General features: G+C 67.4%; 20 protein-coding genes. 5 read left to right on the forward strand and 15 right to left on the reverse strand.

Features of this window, described 5'->3' with window-relative positions; all coding sequences use genetic code 11:
• Positions 1–6: 6 nt before the first annotated feature.
• Genes bioD through GKZ92_RS14270 form a run of 3 tightly spaced genes read right to left on the reverse strand, consistent with a single transcriptional unit; the run spans position 7 to position 3,253 of the window.
• Positions 7–759, reverse strand: a complete 753-nt coding sequence (bioD, locus tag GKZ92_RS14260) for a dethiobiotin synthase (protein WP_155225367.1) — start codon at positions 757–759, stop codon at positions 7–9.
• Entirely contained in the window at positions 756–1,940 is a 1,185-nt protein-coding gene (locus GKZ92_RS14265; protein WP_155225368.1) for an 8-amino-7-oxononanoate synthase, read from the reverse strand. Before GKZ92_RS14265 ends, bioD begins: the two co-directional genes overlap by 4 nt.
• A complete protein-coding gene (locus GKZ92_RS14270; RefSeq protein WP_155225720.1) occupies positions 1,937–3,253 on the reverse strand; it encodes an adenosylmethionine--8-amino-7-oxononanoate transaminase in 1,317 nt (438 codons plus the stop codon). The genes GKZ92_RS14265 and GKZ92_RS14270 overlap by 4 nt, the downstream gene beginning before the upstream one ends.
• 133 nt (positions 3,254–3,386) lie before the next feature.
• Between GKZ92_RS14270 and GKZ92_RS14275 the strand changes: the two genes are divergently transcribed.
• The 4 genes from GKZ92_RS14275 (at position 3,387) to treY (ending at position 11,152) form a co-directional block, all read left to right on the forward strand.
• Positions 3,387–3,944 (forward strand): TetR family transcriptional regulator, encoded by a 558-nt coding sequence (locus GKZ92_RS14275; RefSeq protein ID WP_006359648.1) that lies wholly within the window; start codon positions 3,387–3,389, stop codon positions 3,942–3,944.
• Positions 3,945–4,086: 142 nt separating this feature from the next.
• Entirely contained in the window at positions 4,087–6,264 is a 2,178-nt protein-coding gene (locus tag GKZ92_RS14280) for an acyltransferase family protein (protein ID WP_006359649.1), read from the forward strand.
• Between the two features lie 119 nt (positions 6,265–6,383).
• Positions 6,384–8,825 carry a glycogen debranching protein GlgX gene (glgX, locus tag GKZ92_RS14285; protein ID WP_035752618.1) on the forward strand — a complete coding sequence of 814 codons (2,442 nt, stop codon included), beginning with the start codon at positions 6,384–6,386 and terminating at the stop codon, positions 8,823–8,825.
• A gap of 17 nt (positions 8,826–8,842) precedes the next feature.
• A complete protein-coding gene (gene treY, locus GKZ92_RS14290) occupies positions 8,843–11,152 on the forward strand; it encodes a malto-oligosyltrehalose synthase (protein WP_155225369.1) in 2,310 nt (769 codons plus the stop codon).
• 217 nt (positions 11,153–11,369) lie between these two features.
• Here the strand turns inward: treY and GKZ92_RS14295 are convergent, their stop codons facing one another.
• From GKZ92_RS14295 to GKZ92_RS14340, 10 genes are all read right to left on the reverse strand, one after another.
• A complete protein-coding gene (locus GKZ92_RS14295) occupies positions 11,370–12,758 on the reverse strand; it encodes an IS1380-like element ISGosp1 family transposase (protein WP_006360329.1) in 1,389 nt (462 codons plus the stop codon).
• 153 nt (positions 12,759–12,911) lie between these two features.
• Positions 12,912–13,703 carry a hypothetical protein gene (locus tag GKZ92_RS14300; RefSeq protein WP_155225370.1) on the reverse strand — a complete coding sequence of 264 codons (792 nt, stop codon included), beginning with the start codon at positions 13,701–13,703 and terminating at the stop codon, positions 12,912–12,914.
• A gap of 27 nt (positions 13,704–13,730) precedes the next feature.
• Complete coding sequence (locus tag GKZ92_RS14305) at positions 13,731–14,903, reverse strand: MlaD family protein (RefSeq protein WP_035752767.1); 1,173 nt, start codon at positions 14,901–14,903, stop codon at positions 13,731–13,733.
• Entirely contained in the window at positions 14,900–16,057 is a 1,158-nt protein-coding gene (locus GKZ92_RS14310; RefSeq protein ID WP_442903309.1) for an MlaD family protein, read from the reverse strand. Before GKZ92_RS14310 ends, GKZ92_RS14305 begins: the two co-directional genes overlap by 4 nt.
• Positions 16,054–17,157, reverse strand: a complete 1,104-nt coding sequence (locus tag GKZ92_RS14315) for an MCE family protein (RefSeq protein ID WP_155225372.1) — start codon at positions 17,155–17,157, stop codon at positions 16,054–16,056. The genes GKZ92_RS14310 and GKZ92_RS14315 overlap by 4 nt, the downstream gene beginning before the upstream one ends.
• On the reverse strand, positions 17,151–18,140 hold the full coding sequence (locus GKZ92_RS14320; protein WP_075864074.1) for an MCE family protein: 990 nt from the start codon (positions 18,138–18,140) through the stop codon (positions 17,151–17,153). The genes GKZ92_RS14315 and GKZ92_RS14320 overlap by 7 nt, the downstream gene beginning before the upstream one ends.
• Positions 18,137–19,171 carry an MCE family protein gene (locus GKZ92_RS14325; RefSeq protein WP_042377405.1) on the reverse strand — a complete coding sequence of 345 codons (1,035 nt, stop codon included), beginning with the start codon at positions 19,169–19,171 and terminating at the stop codon, positions 18,137–18,139. Before GKZ92_RS14325 ends, GKZ92_RS14320 begins: the two co-directional genes overlap by 4 nt.
• The gene (locus tag GKZ92_RS14330) at positions 19,168–20,490 is read right to left on the reverse strand and encodes an MlaD family protein (RefSeq protein WP_035752626.1); all 1,323 of its coding nucleotides are present in this window, start codon (positions 20,488–20,490) and stop codon (positions 19,168–19,170) included. Before GKZ92_RS14330 ends, GKZ92_RS14325 begins: the two co-directional genes overlap by 4 nt.
• 10 nt (positions 20,491–20,500) lie before the next feature.
• The gene (locus GKZ92_RS14335; RefSeq protein WP_035752627.1) at positions 20,501–21,367 is read right to left on the reverse strand and encodes an MlaE family ABC transporter permease; all 867 of its coding nucleotides are present in this window, start codon (positions 21,365–21,367) and stop codon (positions 20,501–20,503) included.
• A 1-nt stretch (position 21,368) separates the two neighbouring features.
• Positions 21,369–22,226 (reverse strand): MlaE family ABC transporter permease, encoded by an 858-nt coding sequence (locus tag GKZ92_RS14340; RefSeq protein ID WP_035752628.1) that lies wholly within the window; start codon positions 22,224–22,226, stop codon positions 21,369–21,371.
• Between the two features lie 350 nt (positions 22,227–22,576).
• Here GKZ92_RS14340 and treZ point away from each other — a divergent pair, with 350 nt between their 5' ends.
• The gene (gene treZ / locus GKZ92_RS14345) at positions 22,577–24,301 is read left to right on the forward strand and encodes a malto-oligosyltrehalose trehalohydrolase (RefSeq protein WP_155225373.1); all 1,725 of its coding nucleotides are present in this window, start codon (positions 22,577–22,579) and stop codon (positions 24,299–24,301) included.
• A 1-nt stretch (position 24,302) separates the two neighbouring features.
• Here the strand turns inward: treZ and ilvA are convergent, their stop codons facing one another.
• Together ilvA and GKZ92_RS14355 are read right to left on the reverse strand one after the other, a co-directional pair.
• Positions 24,303–25,682 (reverse strand): threonine ammonia-lyase IlvA, encoded by a 1,380-nt coding sequence (gene ilvA, locus GKZ92_RS14350; protein ID WP_155225374.1) that lies wholly within the window; start codon positions 25,680–25,682, stop codon positions 24,303–24,305.
• A gap of 4 nt (positions 25,683–25,686) precedes the next feature.
• The gene (locus tag GKZ92_RS14355; protein ID WP_155225375.1) at positions 25,687–25,863 is read right to left on the reverse strand and encodes a hypothetical protein; all 177 of its coding nucleotides are present in this window, start codon (positions 25,861–25,863) and stop codon (positions 25,687–25,689) included.
• Positions 25,864–25,923: the final 60 nt, after the last annotated feature.

The raw sequence follows: 25,923 nt of genomic DNA on the forward strand, positions 1-25,923 counted from the left end.
ATCGAGCTACGGGGTGTGGGCGAACGAGGCCGGACGACTGGTGAGTGATCCGGCCAGCCAGTGGGGGTCGAACCACGTCGGGGCGGTTCGACGGAACTCCGCGGGATCGAGGGAGGCAGCCCCGGCGGGCAGCACACCCACCACCGGGACACCGGTGATCCGCGGCAGGTCGGATCGGTTGCAGCGCATGGCGAGGTCGGGCTCCTCCGGCCACCAGCCGATCACGAGCCCCGCCGGCCGGAGTCCCCGTGCGCGCACCGCATTCACGGTCAGCTCGGCGTGGTTGAGGGCACCGAGGCCGGGAGCCACGACGATGACGACGCCGTCGCCTGTGTCGGGCACGAGGGTCTCGGCGGCGATGTCGAGGATCGTCGCGGACTCCCCCAGCCGCACCAGGACCCCACCTGCCCCTTCGACGAGGGTGAGGTCGTGGGTGGCCGCGAGGTCGTCGACCGCGCGCACGATCACCGACGGATCGGCGAGCGGCATACCCGCACGCCGCGCCGCGGTGTCCGGTGCGAGCGGCTCGGGGTAGCGATAGGACTCGACCGCACTCACGTCCCCCGCCAGGCGCACGACTTCGGCGAGGTCGCCGGGTTCGGTTGGGGCGATGCCGGTTTGGACGGGTTTGCAGATGGCGACGGTGTCCATGCGTCCCGCAGCGGCGAGGGCGGCGGTGACGACCGTCTTGCCGACGTCGGTCGAGGTACCGGTGACGGCAAGGACGCGACCTCGGGCCGGAGATGGCTGTGCGTTCATCGGGCACCCACCTCACGTAGCGCGGCGTCGACGACCTCGGCGACGTGGTCGAGAGTCGCGGCGTCGAGGTCGGCGCGGACGGTGATCCGCAGGCGGGATGTGCCCGGCGGGACCGACGGCGGGCGGAAGCACCCGACTAGGACTCCGCGATCACGGCAGGCCGCGGCCGCGTCGACGGCTCGCTGCGGATCGCCGACGATGATCGAGATGACGGCGGCGGCAGGCTCGTCGACGCCGCAAGCGCGCGCCAGGTGGCGAGCGTTGTCCCGCAACCGGTCCGGCAGCGCGGGGTAGGCCCGCAGTACTCGTAGTGCGGCACGAGCCGCGCCGACCGCCGCCGGATTCAGTCCGGTGTCGAAGATGAACGGGCGCGCGCAGTCGATCAGGTGCGACCGGAGGATCTCCGGTCCGAGGACCACCCCACCCTGCGCCCCGAAGGACTTGGACAAGACCGTGGTGACCACCAGATCCGGCGCACCGGAAAGTCCCTGTTCGGCAACGAGCCCGCGTCCACCGGGACCGCGAACGCCGACGGCGTGGGCCTCATCGACGAGCAGCACCGCACCGTGCGCGCGGGCCGCGGCGTACAGGTCGGCGACCGGGGCCGGCTCACCGTCGATGCTGTACACCGAGTCGGTGACCACGAGAGCACGTTCCTCGGTGCGCGCGGCAAGCGCGGCCCGTACTGCCTCGTGATCGCCGCGGTCGACGACCACCACGCGTGCCCGAGACAGGCGGCACCCGTCGATCAGCGACGCATGCGACCCGGTGTCACTGACAATCAAATCGCCGCGTCCGGCGAGTGCGGTCACCGCACCGACGTTGGCGAGATAGCCAGACGAAAAGGTTAGTGCTGCAGGAAAACCAAGGAAATCGGCCAGTTCGTTCTCGAGGTCGACATGGGCCGCGGTGGTGCCGACGACGAGCCTCGACGCCGTCGACCCGCCACCCCACTGCGCGGCCGCGGCCTGCGCACCGGCGATGACGTCGGGGTGCGTCGACAGTCCGAGGTAGTCGTTCGAGCCGAGATTGACGGCGTCGGCACCGACTCGTCGGACATGCGGCTCGCGATGCAGGCCGGCCTCGGCACGATCACGTGCGGCACGGGCGAGCCAGGCGAGTCCGACCTCACCCGAGGTGGCATCCTGGCCGGCCACCGGCTGTCCCGAGGTGATCGTCATGATCGCGCCCCCACGAGTTCGGAAGATGCAGAGGATGTTTCGCCGAGCGTGGCACGCACGGCTGCGGAGATTCCGCGGACGATCGTCGCGACGTCCTCGGGCGTGCAGATGAACGGCGGCATCGTGTAGACGAGGTTGCGGAAGGGCCGCAGCCACGCGCCGGCGTCGATCGCGGCCGCGGTGGCCGCCGGCATGTCGACGGGACGGTCGAGTTCGACGACGCCGATCGCACCGTGTACGCGGACGTCGACAATGCCGTCGAGGTCCCGCAACGGCGCCAGCCCCTCGGCGAGGCCCGCACCGATCTCCGCCACGCGCTCGGCCCAGGGCGTCTCCAGCAGCAGCTCGATCGCGGCGACGGCCACCGCGCAGGCGAGCGGGTTGGCCATGAACGTCGGGCCGTGGGCGAGTCCGCCGGCCTCCCCCGCGCTGATGACCTCGGCGAGATGGGACGTGCAGAGTGTCGCCGCGAGCGTCATGTATCCGCCGGTGAGCGCCTTGCCGACACACATGATGTCGGGGGCGACCCGCGCGGCGTCGGCGGCGAAGAGGGTTCCGGTCCGGCCGAAGCCGGTGGCGATCTCGTCGAAGATCAGCAGGACGCCGTGACGGTCGCAGATGTCGCGCAGGGCGGACAGATATGCAGGGTCGTGGAAGCGCATACCGCCGGCGCCCTGGACGACCGGTTCGACGATGACGGCGGCGAGCTCGTCGCGGTGCTCGCGGACCGCGTCCTCCAGGGTGGCCACGTACTCCGGTCGGAAGTCGGCCGGAGGTGCGTCGACGAAGACCTGCCGTGCGAGCACCGCCGACCACATCGCGTGCATGCCGCCGTCGGGGTCGCAGACGCTCATCGGGGTGAAGGTGTCCCCGTGGTAGCCACCGCGCCAGGTCAGCAGACGGGTGCGCTGCGTCTCCCCGCGGCTCCGCCAGTACTGCAATGCCATCTTCGCCGCGACCTCGACCGAGACCGATCCCGAATCGCAGAAGAACACCTTCTGCAACGGTTCGGGGGTGAGTTCGACGAGGAGTTGCGCGAGCCGCGCGGCGGGTTCGTGGGTGAGGCCACCGAACATGACATGCGACATGCGCCCCATCTGGACGGCGGCCGCGGCGTCGAGGCGCGGGTGCCGGTAACCGTGGATCGCGGCCCACCACGAACTCATGCCGTCGACCACCGATCGTCCGTCGGCCAGCTCCAGGTGAACCCCCGACGCCGACGCGACCACCAGGGGTTCGGTCGTCGCGGGCAGCGCCCCGTAGGGATGCCAGATGTGCTCGGCGTCGACACGGCTGATCTCGGCCTGGTCCACGGCGCGCTCCTCCTGCTCTCCCCCGGATCGCCTGGACACCGTCCAGGATTCCTGAACACCGTACAGGTAATGCCTGGACGGTGTACAGGTGGCTCACGGCGGGCGCCCCGATCGGGGTCACTACGCTGACCGCGTGAGCAACAGCCGCACCGACGTCCTCCGCGCCGCCCGCGACATCCTGCGCGAGCACAGCCTGGCCGACCTGTCGATGCGCCGGCTCGCCACGGAGCTCGGGGTCCGCCCCAACGCCCTGTACTGGCATTTCCCCAACAAGCAGACCCTGCTGGCCGCTCTGGCCGACGACATCCTGGGCGCGGTGACGATCCCCGCCGCCGATCTGCGGTGGGACGAGCGGCTGCGGCTGCTCGCCACCGGGATGCGCGCGGCCCTGCTGGAGGTGCCCGACAGCGCCGAGGTCGTGTCGTCGAGCTGGGCCAGCGGCCTGTCCACCAAGGCCATCGCCGCAGACATCGTCGCGGCCGGACATTCCGGCGGGCTCTCGCTGCGTGACGCGGAGGCCGCCGGCGTCGCGATCTGTCAGCTCGTCATCGGCCTGACCATCGAGGAACAGACCCGCGCACAGATGGAACGCCTCGGCGTCATCGAACCGTCGGGCCGCGACTTCACCGGCGAGTTCGTCGACGGACTGACGATCATCCTCGACGGGGCCCGCACCCGAGCGCGTCGCTGACATTCCTGCGCCCCGTGACCAACTCCACCGGGTGTCGCGACCGTCACGACTCAGGAATTCACAGCTTCTGCGGGTACATTGCTACCCGGCCGAAACCGTTCCCGACCCGAAAGACTTCTCTGTGGCATCGACGACTCGAGTAGTGGCGCCGGAGTCGGCCCCCTCGACGCCGACGACCCCTGCCTACCGCACCGACCTCGACGGACTGCGCGGCATCGCGATCACCCTCGTGGCCTGTTTCCACGTGTGGTTCGGGAAGGTCTCCGGCGGCGTCGACGTCTTCCTCACCCTGTCGGGATACTTCTTCCTCGGTTCGCTCCTCCGGCATGCGATCTACGCGCAGAAGCCGAACGTCACCTTCCGCGACACCCTCGATCCGTGGCCGCGACTGAAGCGACTACTGAAGCGACTGCTGCCCGCACTGATCACCGTGCTCCTCGCGGTCACGGTGCTCACCGTCGTGGTCCTGCCGCAGACCCGCTGGGCCAACATCGGCAACGAGGTCGTGGCCAGCGCCCTCTACTACCAGAACTGGTACCTGGCTCTGAACTCCCAGGACTACCTGGCCGCGAGTTCGGCCAACAGTCCCCTGCAGCACATCTGGTCGATGTCGATGCAGGGACAGTTCTTCCTGCTGACCCTGCTCGTCGCCCTGGCGTTCGCCGGCGTCCTCAAGCTGCTCGCACACTTCGCGCGCCCGTTCGCCGACCCGCGGGTCATCAGATTCCTGGTCGGCGCCGCGGTCTTCGTGGTCGCGCTGGGATCGTTCTGGTGGGCACATCGCGGCATGGCCATCAACCAGCCGTACAACTACTACTCCACGCTCTCGCGGCTGTGGGAGCCGCTGGCCGGTGGGCTGCTGGCGATCTGGCTGCCGAGCCTCCGCGTCCCCAACTGGCTGCGCAACGTCGCCACCGTCGCGGCCCTCGCGCTGATCGTCAGCTGCGGGTTCTGGATCGACGGCGTCGCCGAGTACCCGGGCCCGATGGCACTCGTTCCGGTCGGGGCGACGCTGATCATCATCTGGGCGGGCGCGACCGCATTGCAGAAGGCGCCGCGCGGTTCGCATGCCGCCCCGGACGGGATGCCGGCCGCCAACCGCATGCTGGCGAGTACCTGGCCGGTGTGGCTGGGCACCATCGCCTACTCGCTGTACCTGTGGCACTGGCCCCTGCTGATCTTCTACCTCACCTGGCGGGACAAGAACCACGCGAACTTCCTCGAGGGAGTCGGCATCCTCGGGGTGTCGATCGGTCTCGCCTGGCTCACCAAGCGCTACATCGAGGACCCGCTCCGCGGCGGTGACCGGGCGGCCCTCCCCCGGGGCAACCGCGCGGGACGGTCGCGGTGGCTGTCCTACACGTCGGTGGTGACGGCGATCCTGCTGCTCGGCAGCGTGGTGGCCGGCGTCGCCATCAAGGTGTGGGAGAACCACGTCGACAACATCGTCGTCGACACCAAGAACCTCGACCCGCGGTCGTACCCGGGTGCGCGTGCCCTGCTCGACGGGTGGCCGGTCCCCGCCCTCGATCCCCAACCGTCGGCGCTGGAAGTCATCCAGGACTACCCGGAGACCTCCACCGACGGATACATGAGCGACTTCACCGACAACGAGATCCATGTCGGTGTGTACGGCGACCCGAACGCCACCCGCACGATCGCACTGGCCGGCGGCTCGCACGCGGAGATGTGGATCTCCGCGCTCGACACCCTCGGCAAGCGCAACGGGTTCAAGGTCAAGACCTACCTGAAGATGGGTTGTCCGCTGTCGACCAACGAGGTCCCCAAACAGCGCGGCGTCCCCTACCCCGAGTGTTACGACTGGGGCCAGCGTGTCATCGAACAGGTCATCGCCGACAAACCCGACGCGGTGTTCACCAACTCGACGCGACCGCGCGACTACCAACCCGGCGACTGGGTGCCGCCGGACTACACCCCGATCTTCGATCGCTTCCTCGGTGCCGGCGTCCCGGTGTTCGGCATGCGGGACACGCCGTGGCCGAAGAACGGCAAGGGCACCATCGACACGCCCATCTGCCTCGCCGACGGCGGCGACGCGGAGAGCTGCGGTTCGCGACGTGCCGCCGTCCTCGCACCCGAGGACCCGGCGCTCGAGCTCGCCGCCACCCGCCCCGACTTCCACCCGCTGGACATGTCGAACGGCATCTGCACCGACGACTTCTGCCCGGCGATCATCGGCAACATCACCGTCTACAAGGACCCCCATCACCTCTCGGCCACGTTTGTCCGGAGTCTCACCGACGAGCTCGGCCGGCAGATGGAGGCCCAACTGCCCTGGACCGGCCCGCAGGTGCCGTGACCTGCGTCTTTCACATTCCTTCCGGTGTCGCGTATAAGCCGCCGGGCGGACCGGCCGCTCCGGGCGGACGTTTCGCTCTCCGAGATGACCACCTGACACAACACGACTAGGGTCAACCCATGACGTCGTCTCCGAAGGTGGGCAGTACCGCTTCGCCAACCGCGGGTGAACAACCGGATCCGGGTACGAGCGACACCCCGCCGCTCCCCATGCCGGACGACCCGGTCCAGGCCGACGCACTCGTCGAACCCGAACCCGCACCGATCCCGGTGTGGCCGGGCACCCCGTACCCGCTCGGGGCGACCTACGACGGTGCGGGAACCAACTTCTCGCTGTTCTCCGAGGTCGCCGAAGCCGTCGAGCTGTGCCTCATCGACCGGGACGGCAAGGAACGTCGCATCCGTCTCGAAGAGGTCGACGGCTACTGCTGGCACTGCTACCTGCCGAACGTGGTGCCGGGACAGTTCTACGGCTTCCGCGTGCACGGCCCCTACGACCCCTCCCGCGGACTGCGATGCGACCCGAGCAAGCTGCTTCTCGACCCGTACGGCAAGGCTTTCCACGGCGACTTCGACGGTGACGCCTCACTGTTCTCCTACCCCCTGCCGACGCCCGACGACGCGGAGGGCCCGCCCGAGGACCCCACCGAGGAACCTGTGGCGGACGCCGACGCTTCGGAGGTCGACGCGGCAGAGGACGAGGCCGCACCCGAGGCCACCGACGGCGAGGTCGCCGAGGCCACCGACGATGCGGAAACGGTTGAACTCGAACCTCTTCCGGAGAACCCGCCCGCTCCCGAGCACCCGATGCCCGGGCTCGACTCGCTCGGGCACACGATGGTCTCGGTGGTCATCAACCCGTATTTCGACTGGCAGAACGACCGCTCGCCCAATCGCCCCTACCACCAGACGGTCATCTACGAGGCCCACGTCAAGGGCATGACCGCCACCCATCCCGGCGTGCCCGAGAACCTACGCGGCACCTACGCGGGCCTCTGCCATCCGGTGATCATCGATCACCTGAAGTCGCTGGGTGTCACCGCGATCGAACTGATGCCGGTCCACCAGTTCATGCAGGATTTCACCCTCCGCGACCAGGGGTTGCGAAACTACTGGGGATACAACACCTTCGGATTCCTCGCGCCGCACATCGAGTACTCGTCGACCCCGGATCAACCCGCCAGCGCGGTCACCGAGTTCAAGGCGATGGTCCGCGAATTCCACAACGCGGGCATCGAGGTCATCCTCGACGTGGTCTACAACCACACCGCCGAGGGCAACCACCTGGGTCCGACGGTCTGCTTCCGCGGCATCGACAACGCGGCCTACTACCGCCTCGTCGACGGCGAGCCCGAGATGTACATGGACTACACGGGTACCGGCAACAGCCTCAACGGCCGGCATCCGCACACGCTGCAGCTGATCATGGACTCGCTGCGCTACTGGATCCTGGAGATGCACGTCGACGGATTCCGCTTCGACCTCGCCTCCACGCTGGCCCGCGAACTCCACGACGTCGACCGCCTCTCGGCGTTCTTCGATCTGGTGCAACAGGATCCGGTCGTGAGCCAGGTCAAGCTGATCGCCGAGCCGTGGGACATCGGCGAGGGCGGTTATCAGGTCGGCAACTTCCCGCCGTTGTGGACCGAGTGGAACGGGAAGTACCGCGACACGGTGCGCGACTACTGGCGCGGCGAGCCGTCGACGCTGGGCGAGTTCGCCTCCCGGCTCACCGGGTCGTCGGACCTCTACGCGGCGACCGGCCGGCGGCCACTCGCGAGCATCAACTTCGTCATCGCCCACGACGGCTTCACGCTGCGCGACCTGGTGTCGTACAACGAGAAACACAACATGGCCAACGGTGAGGACAACCGCGACGGCGAGAGCCACAACCGATCCTGGAACTGTGGCGTCGAGGGCCCGACGGACGATCCCGAGATCAACGCCCTGCGTGCCCGGCAACAGCGCAACATCCTGGCGACGCTCTTCCTGTCGCAGGGCACGCCGATGCTGGCCCACGGTGACGAGATCGGCCGCACCCAGCAGGGCAACAACAACGTGTACTGCCAGGACTCCGAATTGTCCTGGGTGGACTGGTCTCTCGCCGAGGAGAACGCCGATCTGCTGGAGTTCACCCGCAAGGCCATCGCGCTGCGGACCGCGCATCCGGTGTTCCGCCGTCGACGCTTCTTCGGCGGCAAGCCGATCCGGTGGGGCGATCAGTCCCTCGACATCGCGTGGCTCACACCCGCCGGTGTGGAGATGACGTCCGCGGACTGGGACAGCGGCTTCGGCAAGAGTCTCGCGGTGTTCCTGAACGGAAAGGGGCTCGGCGAGAAGGACGAACGGGGTGAATGGGTCGTCGACGACTCGTTCTTCATCTGCTTCAACGCCCACTACGAACCCATCGACTTCCATCTACCGCCGGAACAATACGGCCTCGAGTGGGTCGGTGAACTCGACACCACCCATCCGACCGGCGACTCGGATCTGACCGCCGCCTGCCGAGATTCGGTGACGGTCGGCGGCCGGTCCGTGCTCGTCCTGCGGAAGACGTCCTGACCTTGGGCACCGCCTCGATGAGCACACGACCGACACCGCGGGCCACCTACAGGTTCCAACTCAACGGCGACTTCGGGTTCGCCGATGTCACCGCGACGCTGGATCACCTCGTCGACCTGGGGGTCAGTCACGTCTACCTGTCCCCCATCGGCACGGCCGCGGCCGGGTCCACCCACGGCTACGACTGGCTTCCGCCGCCCGCCGTGTCCGATGTCCTCGGGGGCATCGACGGTCTGCGTGAACTCCGCCGCGCGGCAACCGATCGCGGGCTCGGCATCATCATCGACATCGTCCCCAACCACACCGGTGTGGCGGATGCGCTCGCCAACCCGTGGTTCGCCGACCTGCTCCGTCACGGCCACCGGTCGCAATACGCCTCGTACTTCGACGTCGACCTCAGCGACGACAACGGCGCCGACGGGAAGATCGCGCTGCCGGTCGTCGCCGCCGACGGCGACCTGAGTCCGCTCGAGATCGACGAGCAGGGCAACCTGCGGTACTACGACCACGCCTTCCCGATCGCCCCCGGGACCGCGGACGGGACCGCCGCGGAAGTCCATGCGCGCCAGCACTACAAGCTCGTGCCGTGGAACAGCGGGCTGATCGGGTACCGCCGGTTCTTCACCGTCAACGAACTCGCCGGCCTCCGGCAGGAGGACCCCGCGGTCTACGACGCCACCCACGGGTGGCTGCGGGAGCTCATCGCCGAGGACCTCATCGACGGCGTGCGCGTCGATCATCCGGACGGACTCTGGGACCCCCAGCAGTACCTCCGCAATCTCCGCCACGACGTCGGCGACGACCGGCTGATCTACATCGAGAAGATCCTCGCCCCGGACGAGCCCCTCGAACCGACGCTGCCCGTCGAGGGCACCACCGGCTACGACCAGATGCGGATCATCGACGGGCTGTTCGTCGCACCGTCGGGCGTCGTGCAACTCACCGAACTCAACGAGCACCTCACCGGCGACACCGGCGACGCGCAGTGGTTCGCGTCGGTGGAGCACCAGCGCAAGCTGACGACGCTGCGCGAGTCCTTCCCCACCGAACTGCGACGACTCGTCCGGACGATCACCCATTCCGACCCGGCCGCCGACTCCGAATCCATCGCCGACGCCTGCGCCGAACTCATCGCCGCCCTCGGGGTGTACCGCGCCGACTATCCGTCCCTGCGGCCGCGCCTGGAAACGACCGCCGTACGGATCGCCGCCGCGAACCCCTCGCTGACACGAGCACTCGATGCCATCATGCGCGCCACCCGGAGTCCCGGTGCCGCGACCTCACGCCTGGCGCAGACCTGTGGCGCGGTGACGGCGAAGAGCGTCGAGGACAGCCTCTTCTACCGCACCGCGCGGTTGGTGTCGGCTCAGGAGGTGGGCGGCGATCCGGCGAATCCGGCGGTGTCGCTCAACGAATTCCACGATCACAACGCCCAACGCGCCCGTCGCTGGCCGCTGGCGATGACCGCGACGTCGACGCACGACACCAAGCGGGGCGAGGACGTCCGCGCCCGGATCGCACTCCTCTCGCAGGTGCCCGAACGATGGTCGCTGGTCATCGAACGCGTCTGGCTGGGGACCGAGATCCCGGACAACCTGACGTGCTACTTCCTGCTGCAGAACATCTTCGGTGTCTGGCCGGCCGATGGCGAGGTCACGGATGAGTTGCGTGCGCGCCTCGTCGAGTACGCCCGCAAGGCCTCGCGTGAGGCCGGACTCCGCACCACGTGGACCGAGATCGACGAGGACTTCGAAACGGCGATCGAGCGCTGGATCCACCAGGTGACCACCGATCCGATCGCGACCGCGGTCAGCGATCTGGTCGCCCGGACCTCCTCCGCCTGGCGGCAGGAGACCTTCGCCCGCAAGGCGATCGCACTCCTCGGACCCGGCGTCCCCGACATCTATCAGGGCACCGAATGGTGGGACGACTCACTCGTCGACCCGGACAACCGACGGCCGGTGGATTTCGCTCGGTCCCTGGAACATCCGAAGGCCGAACTCGTGCGTACCGCGCTCGGTGTCCGCGCCGGGCACCCGGAGGCATTCGGTGCATCGAGCACGTACCACCGCCTGCCGGTCGACGGTCCGGCCTCCGATCACGCCATCGCCTTCGGCCGCGGCTCCGACGACGCACCCGAGGTCGTCGTGATCGCCGCGCGGTTCACCCACAGCCTCAAACCCGAATCGGCGGCCGACACCGTCATCGGGCTGCCGCGCGGCGCTCGCTGGCGTGATGTCCGGAGCGGCGCGGTCTACGACTCGACGGTCGATCTGCACACCGTGCGCGCCGACCATCCGGTGGCGATACTCGTCTCGGACCACTGAAGGTCGTTGGACGGCCGATGCATTCGGCTCACCGGCCCGTCGTGGCTCGTCGCTTACGTCTTCGCACCTCAGCCTGGATCCGTGGAGGGGTGTGGGTGAGTGGTGGTGGGGTGTGCGTGAGTGGTTGATCGTGTTGTGGGCGTCGGGTATTCGCTGATCTTGCGTCAGCTTTTTCACTGGGTTTCCTGGTCGTGGGTGGGCGTGTTGGGGTGTTGGGTCAGGTGGTGTTCACCGCGGCCCACAGGGTGGTGAATGCGTGTTGGGATGGCCAGTGTCGGGGCAGGTGCAGGATGGGTGTTCGTGCTGGTCGGGCCAGTCGGGCGGGCACGGCGATGAGCGTGCGGCGCAGCGTCGCTCCGCGCGCGGCTCGTAGTCTGGGGGCCGCGCTGAGCGCGGCGAGGGTGCGCATGAGGTTGTGGCTGATGGCGGTCAGGGCCAGCCAGGCGGCGTTGGCGCCGAAAACGCCGGAGGGAAGATGCGCCAGCGGTCCGTCGATGAGGTCGGCGAACACGGTCTCGATGACGGCGTGGCCGCGGTGGTTGATGTCGGCGGTAACGGTGTCGTCGGTGGTGTTGGTGAAAAACGAGTGATACCGCCAGGCCGGCATCAGGGTGTCGGTGTCGGCGGGGTGATGGGCTTTGACTCGCCGCACGATGAGTCGGGCGGTGATCGGGTGCGGTGAGAGTGGTTTGACCGTGTAGGTGGTTTCGGCGACTTCGGCATCAGAGATCAACTCGCCGGTGTCGGGGTCGGTGACCGCCCCGGGATAGGACACCGGTGTCCAGGCGTCGTCGCCGATGGCGGTGATTGCGCGGGTGATCGCGGTGTTGGTCCGCAGGACCAGCGAGAACGTGGCGCCCAGGCGTTGGCAGGTAGCCATCACCTCGGCCGACCCGTAGGCGGCATCCGCGCGCACGGTGATCTCACCGGCGGCTCCGGCGCGGCGGGCGGTGGCGATGGTTTCGGCGAGCATCGTTGCTGCTCCGGCGCCGGAGGCGGCGCGCCCGGCGCGCAGCCAGGCGTTGGCGATCACCGGTGGGTGCTCGGGTGCACTGAGGGTGGCGATCAGCGGTGAGAGGCCCCGACGCAGCAGTTCACGTCCGGCGATCTTGGCGTGTCCGTAGGAGGCGCCGGTCTTCTGGTAGCCATAGACCGGGCGCAGCAGGGAATCGATATCGAGGAACACGCGGGCACCGTCGGTGGGTAACAATCCTGCCCGGGCACACATCGCCGGCAGCGAGCGCGTCATCACGGCGTTGAGTTGTCGGGTGTGCCCGGGGGTGAACTCCCGCAGGGTTTGTCCGATCGTGGCCGGGGCGTATACGCGGTCGAACAGGCGGGTGTGCCCACCGGCCCGGACGATGTCGAGGTCGTCGATACTGTCAGCGCCGCAACATAACCCGGCGATCACGGTCAGCAGTTTCGCTTCCAGGTTGGCTCCGGCGGAAGCGACCCGGGTGGTGCCCAGATCGACCCGTTCGGCCAGCAATGCGGCCACCCCGGTCGAGTGAGCCAATTCCATCACCGGCACCAACCCGGCATGCGACACCAGATTGTCATCGTCAAAGAGTGCCGACGTGGCCGAGAAGCTGTGTGATACTTTCACTGAAAGTGCCTTCTGAGCTGGGATGTTTAGTGTCTCAACACCACCAATCATCCCAGCTCAGAGGGCATTTTTATATCACCGACACCCCACACCCCTCCACGGATCCAGGCTCAGGGAGCAGGGGGTCGCGGCGCCGATAGGCGAAGCGGCCGACTAGCCTGCCGGCGCGGGTGCGGGGCTCGGCTGCGGCGCGGGTGCGCCACCGGCACCCGGCAACGACTGCGACGGGTCGATCTGACCGCTGGGGCTACCGGGCGGGCCGTCGACCTTGGAGACCAGCCACTTGCCGTCCTCCTTGTCCAGGTCGAGCCGGAACACCATGAGACTGGTTCCGCCGGTGGGTAGTTTGACGCTTCGGCCGGTCACCTCGGCCATCACGACCGTCTTGGCGGAGTCGGTCTCCACCGTCTCGACCGCGACGACACTGATCTTCGAGGACACCTCGATCTTGAGGGCCTCGACATTCTGCTCGGTGTCGGCGCGCTCCTGCTCGAGACGCTTGCGCAGCTCCCCGGTCGACAGCGGACCGAGCAGTTCCTTGGAGTTGCCCGCATTGTCGGCGTTGAGGGTCGTCACCAGCTTGGTGACGAAATCCGCCGAGGCGGTCTTGGCGTCGGCGAAGGCGGTCGCCTCGCTCTGCAAGGTGTACGTCCGCCAGCCGAGGAACCCGACAGCCGCGATCAGGGCGATGACCAGGAACGCACCGAGTGCGCGCTTGATCCCGCTCGCGGTGACCGTCAGCGAGAACTCCTTACCGGTCGCGGGCTGCGGCTCGGGCGCGGTCGCAGGCTCGGGCCCCACAGGACCGGAACCGCTGCGACGCGCCGACTTTCCGCGCGGAGTGGCAGTGGCATCCGCAACGGGTTTCTCGGTGCCGACCTTCTCGGTGCTGGTCTCCTCGTCGGACACGTGCTTCTCGTGATCTGGCTTCTCAGGGTCTGTCATCTACAGGTCACGCAACTTGTCTGGTCGTCATTTGTCGAGCGGCACCGTGCGGGCGTTCGGGTCGTAACCCGGTGGGGGCCCTGCGGTGTCGTCGCCCGGCGGTCGTGGTGCGTTGGCCGAACCACGGATCTGCTGGTTCGGATCCTCGGTCACACAGTACAGATTGGTCGGGATGGTCAGCTCGAGGACTTGGGTCGGCCGACGCGGGGTGACCGGGTAGTTGCAGCTCGGTCGCGGATACACCGAACCGAACGTCCACCACGCGCCGTCGTGGAACATGGTGAGGCTCTTGATGCTCGCATCCCGGATCGATGGCATCAGCGTCGCGAGGGCCGGTGCACGCAGCGCGCCCTGCTCGGCGATGTCGAGGAACTGCTTCATCACGTCGGTCACCGGGTCGGTCAGCTGGTTGATCGAACCGGCGAGGCTGGTCATCTGCGACGGGCCGCGGTCGAGCAGCGTGCGCAGCTCCTTGTCGGAGGCCGCGGCGGCGTTGATCAGGTCGCTCAGCCCCGACACCGTGGTCCCGAAGTCGGGCTGGATGTCGGCGGTCGTCTTGAAGATGGTGCCCGCATTCTGGATCAGCTTCGTCGTCTCGGGCAATGCGGTGTAGAGCCGGGCGAAGATCGTTCCGCCCGAGTCGAACAGCACCTCGAGATCGTTGGAGCCGTCCTCGGAGTACAGCGCGATCTTCAGGTTGTCCACGGCCGAGCGCAGTTGCGCCGGATCGATCTGCTGGATGAGTTCCAGCGAGGACTCGAGGAGATCGGAGAACGGCACGGTGACCTTGGTCTGCCCGGCCTCGATCACGTCACCGTCTTCGAGGTACGGGCCGTCGGTGGTGGTCGGTTGGAAGTCGACGTACTGCTCGCCGGCCGCCGACAACCCCAGCGCGGAGACCTGGGTGTTGCGGTTGATCTTGTACCGGTCGTCGACCGAGACCTTCACCGTCACCGAATCCGGCTCCACGCGAATGGTGTCGACCTCGCCGATACGCGCCCCGCGAAGGGTGACCCCCGAGGTCTCCTGCAGGCCGCCGGAGATCGGGAACTCGATGGTCAGCTTGTACTTGCCCGCCAACGGCTCCCACCGCAACGTGCCGAGCGACAGGTAGCCGAGCCCGACGACCATGACCAGGACGAGCCCGATGTTGCCGGCGAGTACGGAATGCTTGCGGAGGAAACCGAATACGCCGCTCATCCGCAGCACCCCTTGGTTCCGGTGAGTCGGGCGAGCAGCCGCGTGAGCGTCTGCTGGAGCGCTGCCGAGCCCGAATCGACGTCCTCGAGCTCGGGAAGCCTGCTCGCCGAGTCGAACCCGACGCCCGGGTTCAGCCAGTACACCTTTGCCGACACCGCAGCCGCGCTACCCGGCGTGGACTTGATCCACTTGGGGGTCAACGTGTGCAGGTTGTCGGCCAGCGACCCAAGCGGGCCGGCGGCCTGCCGCAGACCGGCCAGCACCGTCGACAGATGCCCGAGCATCTCCACGAGGTTGTCCTGATCGGTGCGCAGGAAGTCGTTGGTTGCCGCGGTCACCTGCTGGGCCTTGTCCAGCGAGGTCAGGATGGAGCCGATCTGGCCGTTCAGCGACTGAAGCGCGGGGCCCAGTTTGTTGATCGAGGCCATGATCTGTGCTCGGCCGTCCGCCAGCTGACCGGTCAGGATTCGGGTGTTCTCCAGCGACCTGTCGACCTGCGCCGAACTCTGATTGAGTTTGCGGATGCCGGTCGTCAGACCGCGGATCGCACCGTTGAGGTCCGTCGGATTGGTCGCGACGGCCGCGCTCAGTTCGGTGAGGATGACCGTGAGCGAGTTCAGCGATCCGCTGTCGACCACGCCGCTCATGCTGATGAGCAGATCCTCGACGGTCGACGCCGCGGAGGTGGGACCGGTCAGGGTGTCTCCATCGACCATGAAGCCCTTCGTGGCAGTGGGCGGCGGCAGCAACGCCACGAACACGTCGCCCAGCGGAGTCGCCTGCCGGAGTTCGGCACCCGTGCCCACGGGCAGTTCGGTCTTCTTGCTGACGTCCATGGTGACGATCGCCGAGTAGTCCTTGGCGACAATGGTGTCGACCTGCCCCACGTCGGTGCCGTTGAGCTTCACCTTGGCGCGTGTCGGCAGATTCAGGGCGTTGTCGAAATTCGCCGTCAGCCGGATGGAGTCACCGATGCCACCGGGGGCCGGCAGCGGGATCTGCTCGACGGTGAGGCCGGGCAACAGGCCACAGCCGGTGAGCCCCATCAGAGCGCTGAGCAGCACCGCCGTCACCGCGCCGCGTCGCATGCGGGAACGGCCACGTGTCCGTTCAGCGACCGTGCGACCCAGGGAAGCGCTTGTCACCGCTCTCATTTCGTCAGCTCCAGCATCGCGGAGTAGATGCCCATGTCCGGACCGAAGTCCTTCAGCTTGCCGGTGCGACAGCCGTCCTTCTGCAGGTTGATCGCGTCGCAGAACTCGGCGAGCAACTCGTTGTCGAGGAGCGACTTGTCGAGCAGCACCTGTGCACGCCAGGCGCCCTGCTCGGCGGAGATCGAATTGCTCAGGTTCTGGAACAGCAGCGGACCGACGTCGATGGTCTCCACAACCTGCCGCGAGTAGTCGCTCAGGTTGGCGGTCAGCGCGGCGAGGCGGTCGAAGGAGACCGAGATCGTGTTGGTGTTGTTCTGCAGGAACGCCGTCGTGTTCTGCAGGCTCTGGTTCAGGTTGCGCATGGTCGCCACGAGACCGGGCGACTGCGCGCCGAGCAGCTGGGACACCTCGTTGACCGACTTCGAGAAGGCCGTCATCTTCGGGTAGTTCTTCACCAGCGTGGTGGTGAGTCCCTCGATGGTCTCGATGATGTCGACGAGCGCGTCGCTGTTGCCCGAGATCACGTTCGACGCCTGGCCGAGCTGATCGAGGGCGGCACGGATCTCCTCGCCGTTGCCCGTGGCGATGCCCGAGGTGATGTCGATCATGTCCGCGAGAGGTCCCGGACCCGGGCCCTCCCCCTTCAGGCCCACGACGAGACCGTCGATGGCGTCGAACAGTTCACCGACCGAGACCGGGGCCTTCGTCTCCTTGAGCACCGAGCCGTCCTCGAGCTTGGGTCCGCCCTCGTAGGCCGGGGTCAGCTCGACATGGCGCGTGGTCACGATGGAGGTGTTGACGATGGCCGCCGTCGCGTCGGCAGGCACCGGCACATCGTTGTCGATGGTCACGGTGACCTTGACCCGGTCGCCCTGCGGCTCAACGGCGGTCACCTGACCGACCGGCATGCCGAGGACCGCGACGTCGTTGCTGACGTAGAGGCCGGCGACGTTGTCGAAGTAGGCGGTGACCTCGATCGCCTGCCCGAAGGCGGCCTTCCAGCTGCCCGGGATCATCGAACACCCCGAGAGTCCCACGATGCCGAGCAGGGAGATGCACACGAGGAGCGTCGAACGACGCAGCTTCTGCGGATTCAGCATCCGTCCACCACCCGGGCGAGGCACAGCCAGTTGTCGGGGAAGATGCCCCAGGGCAGGTAACTGTTCGCGTAGGGGCCGTCGCCGATGACGTTGTTGGTCAGACGAGCCGTCACGGGGAGGATTTCCAGTAGCTTGCGCAGGTTGTTGCGGTTCTTCTCCAGCCCCTGCGTGATGGTGTTGAGGTTCGCCATGATCGGGGCGAACTGGTTGGCGTTCTCCCCTGCCACCGCACTGGCCTGTTCGGTGAGTTCGGCGATGCCGTCGAGCAGGCGTGTCACCAGTTCCTCACGGGCCACGATCTTCTGGGTCAGGTCGCGTCCCTGGCCGACGATCACCGCCAGTTGCGCCTGGTTGTCGTTGACGATGTTCGTGATCGTCTTGGTGTCGGCGATCAATTGATTGATCTGGTCCTTGCGGTTGGTGATGACCTCCGACATCTGCGTCAGGGCCTCGAACGTCGGCTCGGTGATCGCGGGGACACCGGCGAGCTGACGATTGAGTGTGCGGATGCTCTGCGAGAGGGTCTGGTCGTCGATACCGGTCAGGATCGGTGCACCCGCTTCGATGGTGCGGTTCAGGTCGTAGGGCACCGCGGTCCGCTCGATGTGGCCGTCGGGTGCTTCCTCGGGCGAATCGCCCAGCGACACATCGACGTAGCGCTGACCGAGCAGCGTCGACATCTTGATCTCGGCCATGCCGTTCTTCGTCACCTTGACGTCGGTGTCGACCTTCATGGTGAGCGCGACGTGCTGGCCGGCGAGTTCGGTTTCGGTGACCTCCCCGACGTCGATGCCGGCGACGCGCACCTTGTCCCCCGGCCGGATTCCGCCGGCCTGGGCGAAGTCGGCGGTGAGCGTCTTCTTCCCGAGATGCGCACCGGCCAGCGCCGTCACGCCCAGCAGAAGTGCGACGATGACGACCGCCCCGATCACGCCGTACCAGACGCGGGTGTTGCTGCGGAACTTCTTGCGGAACCAGCTCATCGGCACACCACCGAATGATTAGTGCCACCGATCTTGTTGAAGATCCCCGGCGGCAGCAGGACATCACCGATCGCGACGTCGAGGTCGCAGGCATAGATGTTCAGGTATGCACCCTCTCCGAGTACCAGCGGGAAGTGGCCGAGGAAGATCGGCGCGTCGACGGCCATCCGGTCGAGCTTGGAGCCGTTCTCGATGAGCGTCCTGGTGGCAATCCGCCCGTTGGTCGCGGCGGCGGCGAGGCTGCCCCGGCTGCGGCTCAGGACGTCGGCGAAACCGTCTGCCGTGCGGCCGATGTCGGAGACCGCGCTGCCGAACGCCGCCGAGTTCGAGTTGAGGTTCGCGATCAGATCGGACATCGACTCGATCACGGTGCCGAGCTGACCGCCCTGACGGGACAGGTCACGCATGACGGTGCTCAGGTTGTTGATGATCGCGCCGATCACGATGTCGCGGTTGGCGGTGTCCTCGGCCAGCCGGCCCACCTCGGCGACGGTGTAGCTCAACGAGACCGAATTGCCCTGGAAAGCCTCGAGGAGACCCTGCGACAATGCGTTGACCTGCTCGGCGTCGAGGGTCTCGAACACCGGCTGGAATCCGGCGAGGAGCTTGGTGACGTCGAAGGAGTCCTCGGACGGCAACTCCAGCGTCGACCCGGGCGCCAGCGGCTTGCTGTCGCGGCCCTCGACCAGGGTCAGATTGAGATACCGCTGACCGATGAGGTTCTGATAGCGGATCGCACCGCGCGTGTTGGTGTAGACCTGTTGGTCGTTCTGCACCTCGAATTCGACTCGGGCGCGCCCGTTGTCGAGTTCGATCTTGTCGACGCGCCCGACGCGGACGCCCGCCATGCGGACGTCGTCGCCGGCGGCGAGTCCCGAGGCGTCGGTGAAGAACGTCGTGTAGTTGTTGGTCGATCCCGACACCGATCGTTCTAGGGTCGAGAAGATCACATACGTCACGAGCAACGCGACGAGACCGAAGATCGTGAAGCCGATCAACGGTTTGCGGATCGAATCCGAGGCCGCGCTCATCGTCCCCCTCCCTGATCAGTGGCAGCGTCACGTGCGTCGATGGACTGGACCAGCGGTCCGAGCATGATCGTGTCGGCGGCCGACGGCGCCCGGCGCAGCACTGCGCCGAGGGTCTTGTTGTCGGCGTCGGTGGTCACCATGCCCACCGGACGGTTCTTGCGCATGCCGTCGGACGGATAGATCCGCAGCGGACCCGACATCGTCGGTCCGGTACCGGTTCCCGGCCCCACGCAACCCGGCCCGCGCAGCGTGCCGTACGGGCCGCCGTTGTACACCGGACAGTTCTGACGCGTGTAGCGGACGAAGGCACCGAAGCTGACGCCGATGTTGAGCTGGACGTGTCCGTTCGTCCCGGTGAAGACCGTGAGCACCCGAGCCGCCAGGTTGTTCAGCGCGATGACCGCCTGCGGCAACGAGTTCGGTTCGAGCACGGTGGCGCCGAGCATGCGGTTCAGGTCGGTGACGAGTCGCTGACCGCCGTTGCCGTTGCGGGCGAACATCAGCTGTAGCTGGTCGAGCAGTCCCTGGTTGCCGGACAGCAGCGCCGCGAGGTCACGCTGCTTCTCGGCGATGGTCACCGCCGGGATCACGCTGCGCCCCAGGGCGTCGAGCAGTTCCGGCGAGGACTCCGCGAGACCGCTGATCGCGGCGTCGAAGTTGTCGAATCCCGGGGGTGCACCCGGCGGGAACTGTGCGTTGATCGCGTCGAAGTAGGTCCGCAGCACGCCGACGAACGAGCCGAACACCGATCCGCCGCCCTTGAGGGCGTCGGCGACGACGCCGAGTACCTGGGCGAGTTCCTCCGGCGGCACCGCGTCGAGGATGGCATTCAACTCGTTCTGCGCGTCCTGCAGCTTGATCGTCTCGAGCGACGTGTCGGCGGGGATGGAGTCACCCGACGACAGTCGTTCGGTACCCGGCTCGGCGGGTCGGACGAGTTCGACGGAGTTGACGCCGAAGAGGTTCGACGGCACGGTCCGTGCGGTCACCGACGCCGGGATGCCCTCGGCCTGCGCGGGCACGATGTCGATCTCGACCTTCTTGATCACCTTCGCGGCGTCGACCCGGTCGCCGGAATCGCCGACCGAGATGGACTTCACCGAGCCGACGATGAGGCCGTTGTACCGGACGTCGGCGCCCGACGTCAGACCGTCACCGATGTCGACGAGGTCGGCGGTCACACCCACCGTTTTGCTGAAGGTTCCCTGGTACCGCATGAACAGCAGCACGAAGATCACCAGCAGCACCAGCAGGAAGGCGATGCCGCGCAGCACGAATTGCATCAGCGAGGGGTTACGCCCGTCGGTTGCGATGTTCACCGGCGCTCCCTCAGCCCGAGATCTTGATTCCGGGCGAGGTGCCCCAGAACACGAGTGTCATGACCAGGTTCGCGAACACGATCACGATGATCGCGAGCCGGATGGCATGTCCGGCAGCAATTCCCACACCTTCGGGTCCCCCAGCGGCGAAGTATCCGTAGTAGCACTGGATGAACGTCGTCAGCAGCACGAAGACGATCACCTTGATGAACGAGAACACCATGTCCCAGGACACGATGAACTGGTTGAAGTAGTAGAGGTAGGTGCCCTCGCCCTGGCCGCTCTGGAGCATGAACATGAACTGGCACGCAAGGTAGTTGGCGGCCAGCGACACCGAGTACAGCGGGACGATCGCGATGACCGCGGCCAGCATGCGGGTGGTGACCAGGTACGGCAGCGGCCGGATGGCGATCGCCTCGAGGGCGTCGATCTCCTCGGCGATGCGCATCGAACCGAGCTGGGCCGTGAAGCGGCAACCCGATTGCGCGGTGAACGCCGTCGCCGCGAGCAGCGGGGCGATCTCACGCGTCGTCGCGAACGCCGACAGACCACCGGTCACCGGCGACATGCCGAGCAGGTTCAGCGCGGTGTAACCCTCGATGCCGACGGTCGCACCGCCCATGATCCCGAGGATCACCATGACGCCGACCGTGCCGCCGCCCACGACGATCGCGCCGTTGCCCCACGCGACGTCGGCGAGCAGGCGCCAGACTTCTTTGCTGTAGTGCCGGAAGGCCAGCGGGACCGCGCCGATCGAGCGGACGAGGAAGGTGATGAGATGCCCCATCGCCGCGAGGGCGTCGCGCGGACCGCGATAGACGGCCTTGGCGGCCTCCAGGGGTTTCAGCGCGGGTGGCACATACCGTGACGCGGTCATCTCACACCACCTTCGCCGGGAAGAGGATCGCGAACAGCTGCGTGAGGATCACGTTCACGGTGAACAGGAGCAGGACGGAGTTGACCACCGCGGCGTTCACCGAGTTGGCGACGCCGGCGGGACCACCCTTTGTCGAGAGGCCGCGATCGCAGGCGACGATCGCCACGATCGCGCCGAATATGACGGCCTTGGCCAACGCGAACATCAGGTCCGCGGTCGTCGCAAAGGACGCAAAGGTGCCCGTGTAACTGCCTGGCGTACCGCCCTGGAAGTACACGTTGAAGACGTAACCGGTGATGAAGCCGACGAAGCAGACGAAGCCGCAGAGCAGGAAACTGACCACCATCGTGGCGAGCAGACGCGGCGAGATCAGACGCTCGATGGGGTTGACGCCCATCACCTTCATGGCGTCGATCTCGTCGCGGATGGTGCGGGAACCGAGGTCGGCCGCGATGGCCGAACCGACCGCGCCCGCGAGGAGCAGCGAGGTGACCAGGGGCGCACCCTGACGGATGACGCCGAGGCCGGTGGCCGCGCCGGAGAACGACGTCGCGCCGACCTGGCCGGCGATGTTGGACACCTGGATCGACACGATGACGCCGATCGGGATGGCGACGAGCAGGGTCGGGAACACCGAGGTGCTCGCCATGAAAGCGCACTGGCGGATGAACTCCCCGAACGGGAAACGCCGCTTGAAGAGGTCGACGAAGAGCGTACGGAACACCTCGACGAACATGCCCAGCTGGCGTCCGAAGGTGTCGAAGGACGCGACGACATGTTTGTCGAACCACGACCGAACCGCACCCGGTCTCTTCCGACCGACCTCCTCGTCATCCGAGGTGACTGCGTCTGTGCTCAATCCCTACCCTTGCGTCTCGGCTTACCCGTTCACCGGCCGTCAGGTCGCCGTGCGTCGGTGTTGTCTCAAACTCCCGAACCGCTAGGCTGATCTGCTCGAGGTGCCCCCATGGGCATGAGCGTCGCCGTAATATACCCCACTCTCATCTTCGAGTGTGTGCGGCCTCACAGTATCGCGCGGTGCGACTTCGGTGACCCCGACATACCTTGCATGATGTGAGCAATTCCCCGACGATGTCCGCGACCGACCAGAGCACCACAACTTGGTCGGCCGACCAACGGGAACAGAACCCCCCACTTCGTTCCAATGCAGCTCCGTTTCAACCGCCGACCTCGGTGAACGAGATACGAGTGTGGGCCCCAGAGGCGGACAGGGTGGACCTCGTCGTCCGATCCGGAGGTCCCGGCTCCCCCACCCGATCGGTACCGATGTCCGCCGACGCGGGAGGGTGGTGGCGGGTCCCCGCGGACTCCGCGATCGAGACCGGCCCGGACCTCCGCTACGGGTTCTCGATCGACGGCGGGCCGGTGCGTCCCGATCCGCGCTCGGTCCGTCAACCCGAAGGCGTCCACGAGATGTCGGCGCTGTTCACCGTCGACGCGTCGTCGTGGAGCGACGCCGGCTGGGCCGGCCGCGATGTGCACGGCGCGGTGATCTACGAACTCCACCTCGGGACCTTCACCCCGGCAGGCACTCTCGACTCCGCGATCGAAAGGCTCGACCACCTCGTCGAACTCGGCGTCGATCTCGTCGAACTGATGCCGGTGAACGCCTTCAACGGCACCCACAACTGGGGTTACGACGGGGTCGGCTGGTACGCCGTGCAGGAAACCTACGGCGGCCCGGCGGCACTCGCCCGTTTCGTCGACGCCTGTCACGCCAAGGGACTCGGTGTCGTCCTCGACGTCGTCTACAACCACCTGGGGCCGTCGGGCAACTATCTGCCGGACTTCGGGCCGTATCTCAGCGAGGGCACGACGTCGTGGGGATCGTCGGTCAACCTGTCCGGACCCGACTCCGACGAGGTTCGCGCCTTCATCGCCGGCACCGCGCTGCGCTGGTTCACCGAATTCCACGTCGACGGACTACGACTCGACGCCGTCCACGCGCTCACCGACCATCGTGCGGTCCACCTCCTCGAGGAACTGGCCGCCGCGACGGACGCGTTGTCGGCCGAACTCGGGCGTCCGCTGTCGCTGATCGCGGAGAGCGATCTCAACGATCCACGGATGTTCCTCCCGCGATCGGCCGGCGGTCTCGGTCTGGCCGCCCAGTGGGACGACGACATCCATCACGCCGTCCACGCCCTCGTCTCCGGTGAGCGACAGGGCTACTACGCAGACTTCGGCGGTTTCGACTGTCTCGCAAAGGTCCTGACCGGAGGCTTCTTCCACGACGGCACCTACTCGTCGTTCCGACGCCGCTGCCACGGCCGGCCGATCCCGACCGATCGGGTGCCCGCGTCGTCGTTGCTGGCCTATACCTGCACCCACGATCAAGTAGGCAACCGGGCGATCGGCGACCGGCCGAGCGCTTACCTGGACGGCGGGCAGCTCGCGATCAAGGCCGCCCTGGTCCTGTTGTCCCCCTTCACGCCGATGCTCTTCATGGGTGAGGAATGGGCCGCGGCCACCCCGTTCCAGTTCTTCACCTCCCACCCCGAACCGGAACTGGGCCGGGCGACCGCGGAGGGCCGGAAGTCGGAGTTCGCCGAACACGGCTGGGACAGCGACGATGTGCCCGACCCACAGGACCCGGAGACCTTCGAGCGGTCGAAGCTGGACTGGTCGGAGCCGACCCGGCCCGACCACGCCCGCGTGCTCGAGTTCTACCGGTCTGTGATCGCACTCCGGAAAGCCGAAGCAGCCCTGCATGATCCGGCATTCGCCTCCGTCGACGCCGAATTCGACGAGGCGGCAGGCTGGTTCGCGATGCACCGCGGCCAATGGTCGGTGGTGTGCGTTCCCGGTGATGCGCCCGTGGCACTCCCCTGGCCGCTCGACATCCGGCTGGCCTGGGAGCAACCGGCCGACGGAGTGTCAGCCGGGCACAACGTGATCGTCGGACTGCGGTAGCTCAGGTCAGGTACTCGTAGGCCGGCGATCCCGGCTCGAGGCGCTCACAGTGCAGGCGCGAGCGCGCCATCCGGTCCATCAGAGCGCCGAGGCCGTCCGGGCTGCCGAGTTCGACGCCCACCAGGGCGGCACCGGTCTCGCGATTGTTGCGTTTGACGTACTCGAAGAGCGTGATGTCGTCGTCGGGCCCCAGGACCTCGTCGAGGAAGCGCCGCAGTGCACCCGGCTCCTGCGGGAAGTCGACCAGGAAATAGTGCTTCAGACCGCGGTGCACCAGTGAGCGTTCGATGATCTCGCCGTAGCGGGAGACGTCGTTGTTGCCACCGGACACCAGGCACACGACGACCGCGTCGGCGGGTAGCCGCAGCTTGCCCAAGGCGGCCACCGCAAGGGCACCGGCGGGTTCGGCGATGATGCCCTCGTTCTGGTAGAGCTCCAGCATCGCCGAGCAGATGGCGCCCTCGTCGACGTGCGTGATGTGCGCCGTGCCGGGGGTCGGCGAGAGCGGACCGTCCGGGATGATCTGCGTCGCCGGGGTCGCGGAGATGCCGGCGAGGATCGGGTGATCGCTGACGCTCGCACCGAGCTCGGACATCACCCGGTGCCCGATGCTGCCGATTCGCTTCACGGCCGCGCCGTCGACGAAGGGATCGATCTCGTCGAGGGTGACCGGCCCGCCGTTGACCAGTGCCGCACTCAACGAGACGGCCCCGGTCGGCTCGACGCCGATGATCGTCACGTCGCCGGAGAGTCCACGGAGGTAGGTGGCCATGCCGGCCAGACATCCGCCGCCACCGACGGGTGCGACGACGACGTCGGGCACGCGGCCCAGCTGCTCGACGATCTCGCGCGCGATGGTGCCCTGCCCGGCCGCGGTCCGCGGGTCGTCGAAGGCGTGGATCCACGCGGAGCCGGTGCTCATCACATCGGCCTGAGCGGCGGCGGCAGCCGCGTCGTAGGTTTCCCCGATGGCCTTCAGCTCGACGAAATCGCCACCGTGCCAGGCGATCCGGTCGCGCTTCTGCTTCGGGGTGGTGGTCGGGACGTAGATCCGTCCGGGCACCTTCATGCTCTTGCACGCAAAAGCGACACCCTGGGCGTGGTTTCCGGCGCTGGCCGCGACCACACCGCGGGACAGCTCGTCGGCCGAGAGCTGGGCCATCACGTTGTACGCGCCGCGGATCTTGTAGGAGCGAACCGTCTGCAGGTCTTCGCGCTTGAGGTAGATCTGGGCACCCGTCCCCGACAGTCGCGGGCAGGCCTCGAGCGGGGTACGCGCCACCGCGTCGGCGATTCGCTCCGACGCCGCCTCGATGGCGTCGAGGCTCAGTGCCGGACCGTGCTGGTGAACAGGGACGTGGTGCGTACTCACGACTGCCATGTTCTCACTGCGCGGGATAGTTCGAGGCGCCCGGGTACATCGATGTCGGCAGGGCCGGTATGCACGGGCGACCGCTGTCGCCCGCATACCGGGGTTGCGCGGCCGGAGAGGTGGGTATATCGGCGAAACCGCTCGTCGTCCCGAGCCCCTGCGCAAGACTGGCGATGGACAGCGGCAGCACGACCCGCCACCTGATCAGGGAGCAGTCAATGACATCTCGCCAGCCCTCTCCGCGCCGATC

The sequence above is a fragment of the Gordonia sp. 135 genome (assembly GCF_009720185.1).
GTDB lineage: Bacteria > Actinomycetota > Actinomycetes > Mycobacteriales > Mycobacteriaceae > Gordonia > Gordonia alkanivorans.

Bases quoted from the DNA above. Each gene is read 5' to 3' on its own strand.
- GKZ92_RS14305 (WP_035752767.1), bottom strand. From the start codon at position 14,903: ATGAGCGGCGTATTCGGTTTCCTCCGCAAGCATTCCGTACTCGCCGGC.
- GKZ92_RS14325 (WP_042377405.1), bottom strand. From the start codon at position 19,171: ATGAGCGCGGCCTCGGATTCGATCCGCAAACCGTTGATCGGCTTCACG.
- GKZ92_RS14265 (WP_155225368.1), bottom strand. From the start codon at position 1,940: ATGACGATCACCTCGGGACAGCCGGTGGCCGGCCAGGATGCCACCTCG.
- GKZ92_RS14320 (WP_075864074.1), bottom strand. From the start codon at position 18,140: ATGAGCTGGTTCCGCAAGAAGTTCCGCAGCAACACCCGCGTCTGGTAC.
- GKZ92_RS14300 (WP_155225370.1), bottom strand. From the start codon at position 13,703: ATGACAGACCCTGAGAAGCCAGATCACGAGAAGCACGTGTCCGACGAG.
- GKZ92_RS14335 (WP_035752627.1), bottom strand. From the start codon at position 21,367: ATGACCGCGTCACGGTATGTGCCACCCGCGCTGAAACCCCTGGAGGCC.
- ilvA (WP_155225374.1), bottom strand. From the start codon at position 25,682: ATGGCAGTCGTGAGTACGCACCACGTCCCTGTTCACCAGCACGGTCCG.
- GKZ92_RS14315 (WP_155225372.1), bottom strand. From the start codon at position 17,157: ATGCTGAATCCGCAGAAGCTGCGTCGTTCGACGCTCCTCGTGTGCATC.
- bioD (WP_155225367.1), bottom strand. From the start codon at position 759: ATGAACGCACAGCCATCTCCGGCCCGAGGTCGCGTCCTTGCCGTCACC.
- glgX (WP_035752618.1), top strand. From the start codon at position 6,384: ATGACGTCGTCTCCGAAGGTGGGCAGTACCGCTTCGCCAACCGCGGGT.
- GKZ92_RS14310 (WP_442903309.1), bottom strand. From the start codon at position 16,057: ATGAGAGCGGTGACAAGCGCTTCCCTGGGTCGCACGGTCGCTGAACGG.
- treY (WP_155225369.1), top strand. From the start codon at position 8,843: ATGAGCACACGACCGACACCGCGGGCCACCTACAGGTTCCAACTCAAC.